Origin of the sequence: Rhodococcus sp. MSC1_016 (assembly GCF_023667485.2) — a bacterium.
Taxonomy (GTDB): domain Bacteria; phylum Actinomycetota; class Actinomycetes; order Mycobacteriales; family Mycobacteriaceae; genus Rhodococcus_F; species Rhodococcus_F oxybenzonivorans.
This window is the reverse complement of sequence record NZ_JAMOZI020000001.1, coordinates 4,512,970-4,526,795: the sequence shown is the minus strand read 5'-3', so window position 1 is coordinate 4,526,795 and position 13,826 is coordinate 4,512,970. Positions and strand designations below refer to the sequence as shown.

12 protein-coding genes are annotated in these 13,826 nt (G+C 66.0%); 4 read left to right on the top strand and 8 right to left on the bottom strand.

The features are described 5' to 3' along the window. Positions 1-7 precede the first annotated feature (7 nt). Genes L1080_RS20980 through L1080_RS20970 form a run of 3 tightly spaced genes read right to left on the bottom strand, consistent with a single transcriptional unit; the run spans position 8 to position 3,243 of the window. Positions 8-1,186: a thiolase domain-containing protein gene (locus tag L1080_RS20980; RefSeq protein WP_109326894.1), complete on the bottom strand. Its 1,179-nt coding sequence runs from the start codon at positions 1,184-1,186 to the stop codon at positions 8-10. Further along, a complete protein-coding gene (locus L1080_RS20975) occupies positions 1,186-2,250 on the bottom strand; it encodes a thiolase domain-containing protein (RefSeq protein WP_250773158.1) in 1,065 nt (354 codons plus the stop codon). The genes L1080_RS20980 and L1080_RS20975 overlap by 1 nt, the downstream gene beginning before the upstream one ends. Before the next feature lie 12 nt (positions 2,251-2,262). Further along, positions 2,263-3,243 (bottom strand): Zn-ribbon domain-containing OB-fold protein, encoded by a 981-nt coding sequence (locus L1080_RS20970; protein ID WP_159926881.1) that lies wholly within the window; start codon positions 3,241-3,243, stop codon positions 2,263-2,265. A gap of 79 nt (positions 3,244-3,322) precedes the next feature. On the opposite strand from L1080_RS20970, the gene L1080_RS20965 reads away from it, so the two are divergent. Beyond that, positions 3,323-4,360 carry an LLM class F420-dependent oxidoreductase gene (locus tag L1080_RS20965; RefSeq protein ID WP_250773160.1) on the top strand — a complete coding sequence of 346 codons (1,038 nt, stop codon included), beginning with the start codon at positions 3,323-3,325 and terminating at the stop codon, positions 4,358-4,360. 145 nt (positions 4,361-4,505) lie between these two features. On the opposite strand, the gene L1080_RS20960 is transcribed toward L1080_RS20965, so the two are convergent. Together L1080_RS20960 and L1080_RS20955 are read right to left on the bottom strand one after the other, a co-directional pair. Further along, positions 4,506-5,465 (bottom strand): hypothetical protein, encoded by a 960-nt coding sequence (locus L1080_RS20960; RefSeq protein WP_250778090.1) that lies wholly within the window; start codon positions 5,463-5,465, stop codon positions 4,506-4,508. Between the two features lie 210 nt (positions 5,466-5,675). After that, on the bottom strand, positions 5,676-6,518 hold the full coding sequence (locus tag L1080_RS20955) for a crotonase/enoyl-CoA hydratase family protein (RefSeq protein WP_250771085.1): 843 nt from the start codon (positions 6,516-6,518) through the stop codon (positions 5,676-5,678). 79 nt (positions 6,519-6,597) lie between these two features. Between L1080_RS20955 and L1080_RS20950 the strand changes: the two genes are divergently transcribed. After that, positions 6,598-8,274 (top strand): acyl-CoA synthetase, encoded by a 1,677-nt coding sequence (locus L1080_RS20950; RefSeq protein WP_250771082.1) that lies wholly within the window; start codon positions 6,598-6,600, stop codon positions 8,272-8,274. Beyond that, positions 8,274-9,389 carry an NAD(P)H-dependent flavin oxidoreductase gene (locus L1080_RS20945; protein ID WP_109326908.1) on the top strand — a complete coding sequence of 372 codons (1,116 nt, stop codon included), beginning with the start codon at positions 8,274-8,276 and terminating at the stop codon, positions 9,387-9,389. The genes L1080_RS20950 and L1080_RS20945 overlap by 1 nt, the downstream gene beginning before the upstream one ends. Positions 9,390-9,438: 49 nt before the next feature. Here the strand turns inward: L1080_RS20945 and L1080_RS20940 are convergent, their stop codons facing one another. From L1080_RS20940 to L1080_RS20930, 3 genes are read right to left on the bottom strand one after another with little or no spacing between them, the layout of a single operon-like run. Further along, positions 9,439-11,019, bottom strand: coding sequence for a long-chain-fatty-acid--CoA ligase (locus tag L1080_RS20940; protein WP_250771079.1), 1,581 nt, complete (start codon positions 11,017-11,019; stop codon positions 9,439-9,441). Continuing rightward, a complete protein-coding gene (locus L1080_RS20935) occupies positions 11,016-12,137 on the bottom strand; it encodes an acyl-CoA dehydrogenase family protein (RefSeq protein WP_250771076.1) in 1,122 nt (373 codons plus the stop codon). Before L1080_RS20935 ends, L1080_RS20940 begins: the two co-directional genes overlap by 4 nt. A 9-nt stretch (positions 12,138-12,146) precedes the next feature. Continuing rightward, positions 12,147-13,355 (bottom strand): acyl-CoA dehydrogenase family protein, encoded by a 1,209-nt coding sequence (locus L1080_RS20930; RefSeq protein WP_159919299.1) that lies wholly within the window; start codon positions 13,353-13,355, stop codon positions 12,147-12,149. Between the two features lie 249 nt (positions 13,356-13,604). Between L1080_RS20930 and L1080_RS20925 the strand changes: the two genes are divergently transcribed. Further along, positions 13,605-13,796 (top strand): ferredoxin, encoded by a 192-nt coding sequence (locus L1080_RS20925; RefSeq protein ID WP_109326911.1) that lies wholly within the window; start codon positions 13,605-13,607, stop codon positions 13,794-13,796. Positions 13,797-13,826: the final 30 nt, after the last annotated feature.

Below are 13,826 nucleotides of genomic sequence, written 5' to 3'. Positions count from 1 at the left end.
GACCCCGCTACTGGTTGTCCGGCCGGTCGGATCCGACCACCCACATCGAGAAGTATTGAGAGCCGCCACCGTAGGCGTGGCCCATAGCCTTGCGTGCGTCTTTCACCTGGTGATCACCGGCCCGGTGCATCACCTGCATGGCCGACTCGGCGAACCGGATCATTCCCGAGGCGCCGATCGGATTGGACGAGAGGACACCACCGGACGCGTTGAGCGGAAGGCGTCCACCGATGGCCGTCTCGCCCGCTTCGGTCAGCTTCCACCCCTCACCCTCGGACACGAAGCCGAGGTTCTCGAGCCACATCGGTTCGAACCACGAGAAGGGGACATAGATTTCGGCGACGTCGATCTCGTCGAGGGGATCCTTGATTCCGGCGGCCTCCCACAGGGCGGCGGCAGCATCCCTGCCCGCCTGGGGGTTCACCTGATCCCGCCCGGAGAACGTGGTGGGTTCGGTACGCATGGCCGTGGCGTGAATCCAGGCGACCTCGCGACCCTCTGCCGTCACCCGCTCCGCCGCTTCCTCGTTGCCGATCACCATGGCGCAGGCGCCGTCCGAAGACGGGCAGGTCTCGTCGTATCGGATCGGATCCCACAACATCTGGGAAGCCTGTACGGACTCCAGGGTGATATCGGGTTGCTGCAGATGGGCGTACGGGTTGAGGCTTCCGTTGAGGCGGTCCTTCACCGCCACCATCGCGCCGATGTGCTCGGGCGCTCCCGACCGCCGAATGTAGGACCGGACGTGCGGAGCGAAATAGCCTCCCGCGCCGGCACCCACTGGCATGTTGAAAGGGATGGGGGTCGACAGCGCCCACATGGCATTCGACTCGGACTGCTTCTCCCAGGCGACCGTCAGCACTCGCTTGTGTACGCCCGCCTTCACGAGGCTCGACGCCACGACAGCCGTGGATCCGCCGACCGACCCCGCGGTGTGCACGCGGAGAAGCGGCTTACCGTTGGCGCCCAATGCATCCGACATCGCAAGTTCAGGCATCATCGAACCCTCGAACAGGTCGGGTGCCTTGCCGATCACGACGGCGTCGATGTCGTCCCAACCCACGCGCGCGTCTTCCATGGCGCGGTCGATGGCCTCACGGACCAGGCCGGCCATCGACACATCGTGCCGCTTCGCCACATAGTGGGTCTGGCCGGTGCCGAGTACAGCGGCTAGTTGATTCGCCATCAGTTGCGTCCCTCCAAGACTGCGACCAAATTCTGTTGCAGCACAGCACCACTCGTGGCGTGTGCCAGCGTGCGCCCGGCGTTGCCGTCCATGATGGCCCTGGCTGCGTAACCTATGCGCTCCAGGCCCGCCGCGAACATCGGGTTCCCGCTGAGCGGACCTCCCGAGGGGTTGATCGTCGTCGATTCGGGCAGTCCGATGGCCTCGCGCAGGATCAGCTCCTGGTGGGTGAAGGGACCGTGCAGTTCGGCCACGTCTATTCCGCCGACGTCACCGCCGGTGGCGGCCCGGGCCGCCGACGTTGTGGAAGGCGACACCGTCAGGTCGCGGGCACCGAAGTTCGGGGAGTCGATCCGGTGTTCGATCCCGGTGATCCACGCCGGACGTTCACACAGCTCACGGGCACGGTCGCCGGCTGCCAGTACCACCGCGGCAGCCCCGTCGGTGATCGGTGCGCAGTCGTGGGCGCGCAGAGGATCGGCGACGAACGGTGAGGCCAGCAACGTCTCGATGTCGACGTGGCCGGACAGCTGGGTGTCCGGGTTGCTCTCGGCTGCCGCTCGGCTGCGGGCCGCCACGGCTGCCATCTCCTCGGTCGTCCACTTTCCGGCATCGAGCCCGAGACGGGCCTGTAAGCCCGCGATCGACACCGAGTCGAGGGCGAGAGGCGTCACCAGATAGGGGTCGAGTTGCATCGACAGGACCTTGCGGAGATTGCCCGCCGACGACTTGCCGAAGCCGTACACGAGGGCGGTGTCGACCTCCCCGGTCATGATCTTGACCCAGGCTTCGTAGAAGGCCCACGCCGCATCCATCTCGACGTGGGATTCGTTGATCGGCGGAACCGCACCGATCGAGTCGACCGCGGAGATGAACGAGAACGCCCGACCCGCCAGATAGTCGGACGAGCCGGAACACCAGAAGCCGATGTCCGACTTCGCGATCCCGAGTTGGTCGTACAGCTGCTGAAAGCAGGGGACCAGCATTTCGACGCCGTTGGTGGTGCCGGTGGTCTGACGCACGTGCGGTGCGTGCGCGAACCCGACGACTGCGATATCTGTCATTGTGCCGCGCCCTTACAGGTGGTGTTTGAAGGTGTCGTACTCGGCGTCGGGCTCACCCGTCGGCCTGAAGTACTCGATGTTCTCGAGGGTGTAACCCCACTCCTCGCGTGGTTTCCACTTGGCTTCCACGCGCATGCCCATCCGGACGTCGGCGGCGTCGCACTCGAGAATGAGGTGCAGGAATGCGATGTCGGCGCCGTCGAGCAGCACATACGCTGCGACGTACGGCGGCTTGATGCGCTGACCGAGGAACGGGACGTTGACGATGCAGAAGGTGGTGACGATGCCCCGGTCCGGCAGCTCCACCTGCTCCTTCGTCGGGATGCCGTCGGTGGGATTGGCGCTGCGAGGCGGGATGTAGACCTTGCCGTCCGCGCCGGTGCGGCCGCCGATGAGCTTGCCTTCCTTCAGCCCTCGAAGGTAGTAGCTCTCCTCGGCCGACGCCGAATGCATGTAGTCGAGGTCGACCGGCGTCGTCACCATCGTCACCGGCTCCGAGTTCTCGGGCGTCCCGGCGTCGCCGGCCGACTCACCCGGTTCGAAGCACACGATGTCCTGAATGCGTCCGACGCGCTGCTCCGCCCACCGCGCCCGCACACGCATTCCCGTGCTCATCGCAGCGACGGAAGGCACGTCCACCGCGTGCACCAAGGCGGTGTCGGCGCCGTCCAACTTGATCAACGCCCACGCGAACGGCTCGGTGAGCGGCTGTCCGGCAATAGGATCCGGCATCCATGTCCAACTCACTACGGTTCCGGCGTCGGATACGCCGACGAAGTCGGTGAGCGGTTCCGCCGTGTCGGGGTCGAATTCGGGCGGCGGAACGTAGACGCGTCCGTCCGATCCGCGCGCGCCGATGACCTTGCGGTCGCGCAGCGCAGTCACGAAGGCTCCGATGGTCGGGCCCACCGACCGGGTGTAGTCGAATTGAAGTTTCAGCGGGGCGCTCAATGGAGTGTTCGAGAACTTTTCGGCCACCGCGCTCTTTCCCATGGTCACAACTTCGAGTAGAACAGGTTCTAGTGTTTGTGGCAAGGGTCACTTCTGACGACGGTCGATGCGGAGGCACACGATGAAGCTCGGGTTGCAACTCGGATACTGGGGCGCGCAGCCGCCGGCGAATGTCCCGGAGCTGATCGCCGCCGCCGAAGCCGAAGGATTCGACGCCGTCTTCGCCGCCGAATCATGGGGATCCGACGCCTTCACCCCCCTCGCGTGGTGGGGGGCGAGCACCGAACGTGTCCGCCTCGGCACCTCGGTCGTGCAGATCTCGGCGCGCACCCCGACAAGCTGCGCGATGCACGCGCTCACCCTCGACCACCTCAGCGGTGGCCGGGCCATACTAGGGCTCGGGGTGTCGGGCCCGCAGGTGGTCGAGGGGTGGTACGGCCAGCCCTTCGAGAAACCCCTTGCGCGCACCCGTGAATACGTGTCGATCGTGCGCCAGGTGCTCGACCGTCGAGAGCCCGTCGCCAGTGCCGGTCCGCACTACCCGCTGCCGTACACCGGGCCGGGCAGCACCGGCCTGGGAAAGCCCCTCAAACCGATCACCCACCCCCTCCGGGCGGACATCCCGATCTGGCTCGGCGCCGAGGGTCCCAAGAACGTGGCGCTCACCGCCGAAATCGCCGACGGCTGGCTCGCGATCTACTACTCACCCCGCCTCGCCCCCATGTACAACGAATGGCTCGACGAGGGCTTCGCGCGGCAGGGTGCTCGTCGTACCCGGGAAGACTTCGAAGTGGCGGCCACCTGTCAGGTCATCATCACCGACGACCGTGCCGCAGCCATCGACGGGCTCAAACCGGTGACAGCGCTTTACGTCGGCGGCATGGGCGCACCCGAACTGAACTTCCACGCGCAGGTGTACACCCGCATGGGGTACGGCGAACAGGTCGAAGAAATCGGCCGCCTCTTCCGTGCCGGCCGCAAAGACGACGCCGCCGCCGTCGTCCCCGACGACATGGTCACCGAGACCATGATCATCGGCAACGTCGACGAAGTCCGAGCCGACGTCAAACGCTGGGCAGACGCCGGAGTCACCACACTCCTCGTCTCGTGCCGCGACGCCCCGCACGTGCGGCAGCTCGCCTCCGCTGTCCTGGGCTGACCTCCCCGCCCCTGCCGCCCTGCCGCCCCTGCCCCTGCCTCCCCTCCGCCCTGCCCCTGCCCCCGTCCCCCTCCGCCCTCCCTCCGTCCCCCCTCCCGCCGGGCGAATGTACCTTTCGGCGCCTCAGATGCGCCGAAAGGTACATTCATCCGGCCGCTGTTTGCATCCGGACCTCCGGTCGGGGGCGGGACGACGCCAACTGGTAGTGGCTGCGGAGGTCGTCGATCACGCGGTCGGGGTGGTCGCGGACGGCACTAGGGAGAGTCGGAAGCACGATGATGCCGTGGTTCTGCATCCGGGTTCGGCGCTCGACGGTCGATTTGTAGGCATTGGGCGCGAGATGCCAGTCGAGCGAGTCGATGTCCCAGGCGAACGCGACCTCGTCGATCCAACCGTCCGGCATAGCAATGAACTGTCCGTCGGCGTCGACGATCCTGCGGTTGAAGACCATTCGGGGTAGTCCGCTCCGCGTCCACAAGCGGCGGGCTTCGGCTTCGGACACCGAGTGGACGTCGGCGCTCACCTCGCGCAGCACGGCACGGGGGAGTGCTGCGCCGCGGCCACTGCCCGCGTTCAACTCCGTGATGAGCTCGGGGACTCTTGCCCCGCCTCGCTGGATCACCTCGGCGATGAGGGATCGAGTGCTGTCCAGAGTGCGGCACCGTCGCGCCGCGTCGAGCAACGCGCGTGGAAGCGGGGCGCAGGGAAGCCCGTTGCGCATCACCGGCGCCGGCATTCGCGTCGTGCGTTCGACGAGGACGAAGCCCGTGGACTGGACACGCCGGTGCGTGGCGATCAGGACGTGGGCATCGCCGGAGTACGACGTTCCGTACCCGTATTCGTGTAACGCTGCGCGCCCGGTGAGGACCGCATTGTCACCGCTGAGCACGATCGCGGCCACGGCACGCTGTCGTGCGGTCGGGTGGCCGTTGCCGAGCATCACGACGCCGGGAAGGATCCGTTGCCACGGCCCGCCCGGACGGCATCGAGCGTCGATCGCCGAGTTCGACACTCCCCAATGCCTCAGTTGGGCGGTGCGGATGATCCCTGACCGGCTCACTCCGTACAAGTCTTCGAGCCGATGTCCCCATTGTCCCCGTCGCATGGACTCGATGATGACGCACCCGCTGTCGGCGGCAGGCCCTGTTCACCAGGCGTTTTGGTGAGGCCTGTGGATAACTTGGGGGTTGTGGATAAGCCTCACACCCTGGGCGAATGTACCTTTCGGCGCATCTGAGGCGCCGAAAGGTACATTCGCCCAGGGTGGGGTGGGGTGTGGCTGGGGTGGGTGGGGGAGGTCAGCGGCGGGGGAGGGTCAGCGGCCCTGGAAGTTCGGTGCGCGCTTTTCGGCGAAGGCGCGGGGGCCCTCCTTCGCGTCTGCGCTGGTGAATACGGCGGTGCCGAGTGCGGCGTCGATCTGGAAGGCGTCTTCCTCGTGCATGCCTTCGGTGTCGCGGATGGTCTTCAGGATGGCCTGGACGGCGAGGGGTCCGTTGGCGGAGATGAGGTCGGCGAGTTCGAGGGCCTTGTCGAGGGCGCGGCCGTCGGAAACGACGTGTCCGATGAGGCCGATCTCCTTGGCTTCGGCGGCGGTGATGTGGCGTCCGGTCAGGAGAATGTCCGCAGCGATGGTGTACGGGATCTGCCGGACGAGGCGCACTGCCGAACCGCCGAGGGGGAAGAGCCCCCATTTCGCTTCGGACACACCGAATTTGGCGCTCTCGCCGGCGACGCGAATGTCGGTGCCCTGAAGGATCTCGGTTCCGCCTGCGATGGCCGGCCCCTCGACCGCTGCGATGAGGGGTTTGGTGAGGCGACGGCCCTTGAGGAGAGCCTCGATTTTCGACAGGTCCCACGCCGGCTGGTTTCCCTCACCCCCGCCCGAGAAGGAGTCGCCAGGGTGCTGCACCGTCATGGCCTTGAGGTCTGCTCCCGCGCAGAAGGCTCCGCCGGCACCGGTGAGGATGGCGACGCGGATGTCCGGGTCGGCGTCGACCTGATCCCACGCGTCGCGCATGATCGCCATCATTTCGCCGGACAGCGCGTTCTTCGCCTCGGGGCGGTTCATCGTGACGATCAGGACGTGCCCGCGCTTCTCGACGAGGCAGTGCGGCGACTGTGCTGAAACGTCGGTTTTCTCGGTGGTGGTAGAGGACACTGAAGTCTCCCGAAGGGTGTGTGAGCTGGCTCTCGAATTGGGTCTTGCCAGAAACGGTAACACGTTCTACTTTGTTGACGTGGCCCTTAATATCGCAGACCTCGTAGAGCACGCAATCGACCTCGTTCCGGACCGCGTCGCGTTGGTGTCCGACGACCGGGAAGTGACGTACGCGCAGTTGGAGGAGAGGGCCAATCGACTAGGCCATTACCTGCGTGAACAGGGTGTCCGGCCGGGTGACAAGGTGGGCATCTACAGCCGCAACACCCTCGAGGCTATCGAGGCCATGGTGGCGGTGTTCAAGATCCGGGCCGTGATGGTCAACGTCAACTACCGGTACGTCGAGAACGAGTTGCAATACATCTTCGAAAATTCGGACATGGTCGCGCTCGTGCACGAGCGTCGGTACGCCGACAAGGTGGCCGCTGTGCTGCCCGGCACGCCTCTGGTGAAGACCGTCGTCGTCATCGAGGACGGGACTGATCTCGACTACTCGTCGTACGGCGGCGTCGAATACGAGACCGCGTTGGCGCAGGGTTCCCCGGAGCGGGACTTCGAGGAGCGCAGCAACGACGACATCTACATGCTCTACACCGGCGGCACGACAGGTAAGCCGAAGGGCGTCATGTGGCGTCAGGAGGATGTCTGGCGTGTGCTCGGTGGCGGTATCAATTTCATGACCGGTGAGTACGTCGAGGACGAGTGGGACCTTGCCAAGCAGGGTGCCGAGACCGCCGGCATGACCCGCTTCCCCATCCCGCCGATGATTCACGGAGGCAGCCAGTGGGCCACTTTCCAAAGCTTGTTCGGCGGCGGCAAATGCGTGATGCACCCGGAGTTCGACGGCCACGACGTCTGGCGCATCGTCGACCAGCACAAGGTCAATCTCGTCTTCATCACGGGCGACGCGATGGCGCGACCCATGCTCGACGCCCTGATCGAGGGCAACCCGGCCACCGGTGAGCCGTACGACCTGTCGTCGCTGTTTCTGATGGCCAGTTCGGCGGCGCTGTTCTCGCCCAGTATCAAGGAGAAGTTCCTGGAACTGCTGCCCAATCGGATGATCACCGATTCGATCGGCTCGTCCGAAACCGGCTTCGGCGGACTGAGTGTGGTGGAGAAGGGCAAATCGCACGGCGGCGGGCCGACGGTAAAGATCGACGCCTCCACCTCGGTCATCGACGACGACGGGAACCCGGTGGAGCCCGGCTCGGGCAAGGTCGGCATTCTCGCGCGCAAAGGACATATCCCGATCGGCTATTACAAGGACGAAGAGAAGACCAAGGCGACGTTCCGGGAGTATCACGGTGTCCGCTACTCGATCCCCGGCGACTTCGCGCAGGTGGAGGCGGACGGCACCGTCACGATGCTCGGACGTGGTTCGGTCTGTATCAACAGCGGCGGCGAGAAGATTTTCCCCGAAGAGGTGGAGGGCGCGCTGAAGTCGCACCCCGACGTGTTCGACGCCCTGGTGGTCGGTGTGCCCGACGAGCGATTCGGGCAGCGCGTCGCCGCCGTCGTCCAGACGCGCGGCGGGGCGCGTCCCGGCCTACACGAGATCGCATCGGCCGCGCGTAAGGAAATCGCCGGATACAAGGTGCCGCGCAGCCTGTGGTTCGTGGACGAGATCAAACGCTCGCCTGCAGGTAAGCCCGACTACCGCTGGGCCAAGGAACAAACGGAATCCCGACCCGCCGACGACCACAACGGCAACGGTTCGACCCAGAGCGACACCGTGACGAGCAAAGGCGCGTAATGCACACAGCTTTGAGTGAGAAGTTCGGCATCGAGTACCCCATCTTCGGGTTCACGCCCTCCGAGCATGTGGCCGCGGCTATTTCGCGGGCCGGCGGCCTGGGCGTGCTCGGCTGTGTTCGGTTCAACGATCCGGAGGAACTCGAGGCCGTCCTGACGTGGATGGACGAGAACACCGACGGGAAACCGTACGGCGTCGACATCGTGATGCCGGCCAAGATCCCGACGGAGGGCACGTCGGTGGACCTGGAGTCGCTGATTCCGGCGGAACATCGTGCCTTCGTCAACCGCACCCTCGACGAGCTGGGTGTGCCGCCGTTGGAAACGGGCACCGAGCATGCGACGGGGGTGCTCGGCTGGCTTCACTCGGTTGCCCGCTCGCATGTCGATGTCGCGCTCAATCACCGTATCGCCCTGATCGCCAACGCACTGGGCTCGCCGCCCAAGGATGTCATCGATCAGGCCCACGCCAAGGGTGTTCCCGTGGCGGCGCTCGCCGGGGCGGTCGAGCATGCGCGCAGGCACGTTGCGAACGGCGTCGACATCGTCATCGCGCAGGGCTATGAAGCGGGTGGGCACACCGGTGAGATCGCGTCGATGGTGCTGGTTCCGGAGATCGTCGACGCGGTAGGCGATTCCGCTGCAGTGCTGGCCGCCGGCGGCATCGGAAGCGGCCGTCAGGTGGCGGCCGCACTGTCGCTCGGGGCGTCCGGTGTCTGGATGGGGTCGTACTGGCTCACGACGTCGGAGTACAAGCTCGGCAGTGCGTCGGCCGACGGACCATCCGCCATCCAACGGGCCTTGCTCGGTGCGACCTCGGCCGACACGGTGCGGTCCCGCATCTACTCGGGTAAGCCCGCGCGCCTGCTGAAGACCAAGTGGACCGATGCGTGGTCGAAGCCGGAAGCGCCGGCGCCGCTGCCGATGCCGTTGCAGAATCTGTTGGTCAGCGACGCTCACCAGCGGATCGCCGCTTCGGAGAATCCGGACGTCGTCGCGATGCCGGTAGGACAGATTGTCGGCCGGATGAACGAAATCCGGCCGGTGTCCGAGGTGATGGACGAGCTCGTCTCCGGCTTCGAGGCGGCGGTGTCCCGGCTCGTTTCGTACAAGTAGCGGTACTGGGGTGGCGAAGTAGGCGGGAGCGTACTTCGCCGCCCGTCATTCACAGGATACACAGGCGGGAGTAGCCGGTACCATCGCGGACCCACACAGGATCTGCGCAGTTCCATCGCTGCGCGCTGAGTGTGCGTGTGAGTACCTTGAACGTGGCCGTGCGGGGAAACTCGGAGCACACCCGCACCAAGGTCGGGCGCTGTTTCGGACCGAGATCGGTCTGGGCGTCGAGGAACTCCGCGAAGTCGACGGGGTCGAATTCGCGGGTGGGCACGACTGCGGCCATCACCCGGTCGCCGACCTCGGCGTCGGGTACCGCATACACCGACACCGCCGCGAACCCGTCGTAGCGCAGCAGGATTCGTTCGATGGGCGCGGAGCCGAGGTTTTCGCCGTCCACGCGCAACCATCCAGTGCTGCGGCCGGCGAAGTACACGAATCCGTCGGCATCGCGGTAGGCCAGGTCGCCACTCCAGTACTTTCCGTCCCGGATTCTCTCCGCGTCGGCCTCCGGATTGTTGTAGTAGCCGGCGAAGGCGCCGGGACCGTTGACGTTGACGAGTTCCCCGGTGGCGGCCTCGGCATTGACCAGGCGACCGGATGCATCGAATTCGGCAGGGGGACAGGGCAGACCCGACTCCGGGTCGAGGATCGCGATTCCGTCGGGGAGCCGCCCGAGTGCGCCCGGCGGTGAGCCGGGAGTAGCGGAAATGGCCACTCCGCCTTCGGTGGAACCGAATCCGTCGACGACCTGCGTGCCGAAACGCCGGGAGAATGCGGCAACCGCGGGAGCGGATCCCTCGTTGCCGTACATCACTCGCAGCGTGTTGTCGGCGTCGTCGGGCTCCTCCGGCGTTGCCAGCACGTACGACAGCGGCTTTCCCACATAGTTTGCGTAGGTGACCCCGTATCGCCGGACATCGGCGAGGAAGTGGGACGCGGAGAACCTGCGCCGCAACACGATCGAGCTACGGGCTGCGAGCGCCACAGACCAGGCGGCCATCATGGCGTTGGAGTGGAACATCGGCATAGACAGGTACACGACGTCGTCCGCGGACAGCGAGAACCGCTCGGCGAGCATCAGGCCGGGCCCGGTGATCTTCGCGTGCGTACAGCGCACGGCTTTGGGGTCGCCGCTCGTCCCGGAGGTGAAGATGAGCATGAAGAGATCGTCGGGCTCGGGCGTTACCTGCTCGAAAGATGGCCGCTGTACAGACAGCATGTCGGCCCACTCCGCGGAGTCCACGTTGATCACCGGGACCTCGAGCAGCAGTCCGTCGAGCAGATCCGAACGACTGTTCTCGGTAAAGATGACCTGGCAGTCGGCGAGCGCCGCATCGCGGGCCAGCGCGTCGCCGCGCCGGGTGGTGTTGAGGCCGACGAGGACTGCGCCGGAAAGCGCCGCCGCACCCGCGAGAAGCGAGAACTCGGGCACGTTGTCCATCAGCACACCGAAATGCCGCGGGCGTTCGGGATCGAGAAGATCATCGAGAACCGCGGCGCGCTGCAGGCTCGCCCACAGGTGGTCTGACCAGGACAGGAAACGGTCCTCGAAGTACAGCCCCTCGGACTCGCTGTCGGCGACACCGCGAAGCAGGTCCGCCACCGTGCGTGCGAGTGTCGCCGTCATGCGGGGACGGTGGCCAGTTCGGCGCCGAGGGTCCGGAGCTGCCGGGTGGCGGAGCCGAGCCGGAACTCGAGGGCCTTTGCCGCGAGGAAGTACCGGTGCACGGGATGATCCTGGTCGAGCCCGACACCGCCGTGAATGTGAACCGCCGTGTGGGCCACCCGGTGACCGGCGTCGGACGCCCAGAACTTGGCGGTCTGCACGTCGCCCTCGCCGGGCAGTCCTTCGCTGAGCCGCCACGCTGCCTGCCACAGAGTGAGCCGGACGCCCTTGACGTCGATGTACGCGTCGGCGAGTCGCTGAGCCACGGCCTGGAAGCTGCCGATCGGTCTGCCGAACTGCACCCGTTCGCGGGCATAGGCGGCGGTCAGCGTCAGAGCCTGATCGAGCACGCCGTACTGGTACGCGCAGGCGCCGAGAGATCCTCGTTCGACGAGCCGATCGACGATCTCGCTGCCCTGCTCGACGGTGCCCAGGAGTCGATCGGAGCCGAGGACGACTCCATGCAGCGCCACCTCGCCGGTGCTGGCGAAATCGACGGTCTGCTGCCTGGTGACGGTCACCCCTTCGTCGTCGGGGCGCACGAGGAACACCGCCACGCCGTCCGGGGTCGTCGCCGGCACCAGGAACAACTCTGCCGACGGCGCCGCGTCGACGACGATCTTCGTGCCGTCGAGGGTCCAGCCGCCCGGCGCGGGTTCGGCGTGGGTGACCGGAGCGCCCGGGTCGTCGTTGAGTTCCTCGTCGAGGGCGACGGTGAGGATTTTCGCACCGGCCGCTGCGGGAACTGCCCACTTCGCACGCTGTTGTTCGTTGCCGTATCGCGCGAGCGCATCCGCCGCCATGACGATGGATGAAAGGTAGGGGACCGGTGCGACGGCCCGGCCCAGTTCGACCAGGATGCTGCACTGCTCGAGAACGCCGAAACCATCGCCGCCCACCGACTCCGGTAGTGCGGCGCCCAGGACACCGGACGAGCCGAGTGTGGACCACAGTTCGCGATCGAGGCGGTCTTCGGCCACGTCGAGCTCCCGCAGGCGGTCGTTCGTGACGAGATCCGTGACGATGCTCCGGGTGAGACCGGCCAGATCCTGTTGCGCCTCGGTGAGGGTGAAATCCATGGTCGTGTCCTAACGCTTCGCAGGGGGCAGGCCGAGGGCGGTCATACCGATGATGTCGCGCTGCACCTCGTTGGTTCCGCCACCGAAAGTGAGGATGAGGGAAGAACGGTGCATCCGTTCGATGCGTCCGCGCAGCAGGACGCCGGGGGAGTTCTGCCGAAGCGTGGCCGACGGGCCGAGGACTTCCATGAGCAGTCGGTAGGCCTCGGTGGCGAACTCGGTTCCGTAGACCTTGTTGGCCGACGCCGCCTCTGGGCCCGGGGCATGCGCTGAATCATCCCCCGCTTCGCTTGCCCCGGTCGACGAGGCGATCTCCCAGTTCATCAACTTCAAATACTCGGCCTTGGCATGGACCCGGGCCAGATTGATCTGAACCCATTCCTGGTCGATGACGCGGCGGCCGTCCGGCAACTTGGTGTTCTGCGCCCACTCCCGCACTTCCCGCTGTGCGGTGAGGATCGGTCCGGCCGAGGTGAGCGCGACACGCTCATGGTTGAGCTGGTTGGTGATCAACGCCCAACCACCGTGTTCGGGACCGACGAGTGCGGAGGACGGTACGCGCACGTCCTGGTAATAGGTGGCGCTGGTGTCGGGACCGGCCATCGTGTGGACGGGTGTGTACGAGAATCCTTCGGCCGTGGTGGGCACGATCAGCATGCTGATGCCCTTGTGCTTCTTCGCCTCGGGGTCGGTCCGGCAGGCCAACCACACGTAGTCGGCGTATGCGATCAGGCTCGTCCACATCTTCTGGCCGTTGATCACATAGTCATCACCGTCCTTGACGGCGGTGGTGCGCAGGCTTGCAAGGTCCGTCCCTGCCTCGGGCTCGGAGTATCCGATGGAGAAGTGCAGTTCGCCCGCGGATATCTTCGGCAAGAAGAACGACTTCTGCTCAGGTGTACCGAAGTGCATGATCGTGGGGGCCACGGAGTTGATCGTGAGGAATGGCACGGGGGCACCGGCGATGGCGGCCTCGTCGGTGAAGATCAGCTGCTCCATCGCCGAACGCTCCTGGCCGCCGTATTCCTTCGGCCAGCCGAGCGTCAACCAGCCGTCCTTGCCCATCTGCGCGACGACGTCGCGGTAGACGTTGCCCTCGCCGTACTCGCCGGTGGTGGCGGCGAGAGCCTCCCGCCGGTCCGGCGTCATCAACTGCGCGAAGTAGGCGCGCAGTTCTTCGCGCAGCGCCTGTTGCTGTGGCGTGTAGGTGATGTGCATCGAAATACCTCTCCAGTCCGAAGGCCCGGAACTCGTCGCATCTGGCACACGTTCCAGTCTCTACGGTGCGATGGCGGGAAGTCGGCCCAACCGGCTGGGGAGCGCGCTCGGTGGGCCTGCTCGCAGTCGTGAAACGAATCATTGCACACGACTGGAACAGGTTCTAGTGTTATCGCAGGAACGGTGTGCGCCGCAGCCCGGCGGCACCCGGGTCGACGAGCGACGTGACGAGGAGAAGTGAGGGTTGCCATGGAGGTCAGAGTCGATTTCGACCGGTGTGAGGCCAACGGTGTGTGCGTAGGGATTGCCCCCGACATCTTCGACCTCGACGACGACGACAATCTGCATATTTCGACCGCTCATCCACCCGCTGACCGGGAGGAAGACGTGCGGACTGCCATCGCGCAGTGTCCGAGGGCGGCGCTTACCGAACACCCCTGACCGTCGTTGCCCAAAACGAGAACACGTTCT

Excerpts from the sequence above, each read along its gene's own strand:
- L1080_RS20975 (WP_250773158.1), bottom strand. The coding sequence starts at position 2,250 with ATGACAGATATCGCAGTCGTCGGGTTCGCGCACGCACCGCACGTGCGT.
- L1080_RS20960 (WP_250778090.1), bottom strand. The coding sequence starts at position 5,465 with ATGCGACGGGGACAATGGGGACATCGGCTCGAAGACTTGTACGGAGTG.
- L1080_RS20970 (WP_159926881.1), bottom strand. The coding sequence starts at position 3,243 with ATGGGAAAGAGCGCGGTGGCCGAAAAGTTCTCGAACACTCCATTGAGC.
- L1080_RS20925 (WP_109326911.1), top strand. The coding sequence starts at position 13,605 with ATGGAGGTCAGAGTCGATTTCGACCGGTGTGAGGCCAACGGTGTGTGC.
- L1080_RS20940 (WP_250771079.1), bottom strand. The coding sequence starts at position 11,019 with ATGACGGCGACACTCGCACGCACGGTGGCGGACCTGCTTCGCGGTGTC.
- L1080_RS20980 (WP_109326894.1), bottom strand. The coding sequence starts at position 1,186 with ATGGCGAATCAACTAGCCGCTGTACTCGGCACCGGCCAGACCCACTAT.
- L1080_RS20965 (WP_250773160.1), top strand. The coding sequence starts at position 3,323 with ATGAAGCTCGGGTTGCAACTCGGATACTGGGGCGCGCAGCCGCCGGCG.
- L1080_RS20930 (WP_159919299.1), bottom strand. The coding sequence starts at position 13,355 with ATGCACATCACCTACACGCCACAGCAACAGGCGCTGCGCGAAGAACTG.
- L1080_RS20935 (WP_250771076.1), bottom strand. The coding sequence starts at position 12,137 with ATGGATTTCACCCTCACCGAGGCGCAACAGGATCTGGCCGGTCTCACC.
- L1080_RS20945 (WP_109326908.1), top strand. The coding sequence starts at position 8,274 with ATGCACACAGCTTTGAGTGAGAAGTTCGGCATCGAGTACCCCATCTTC.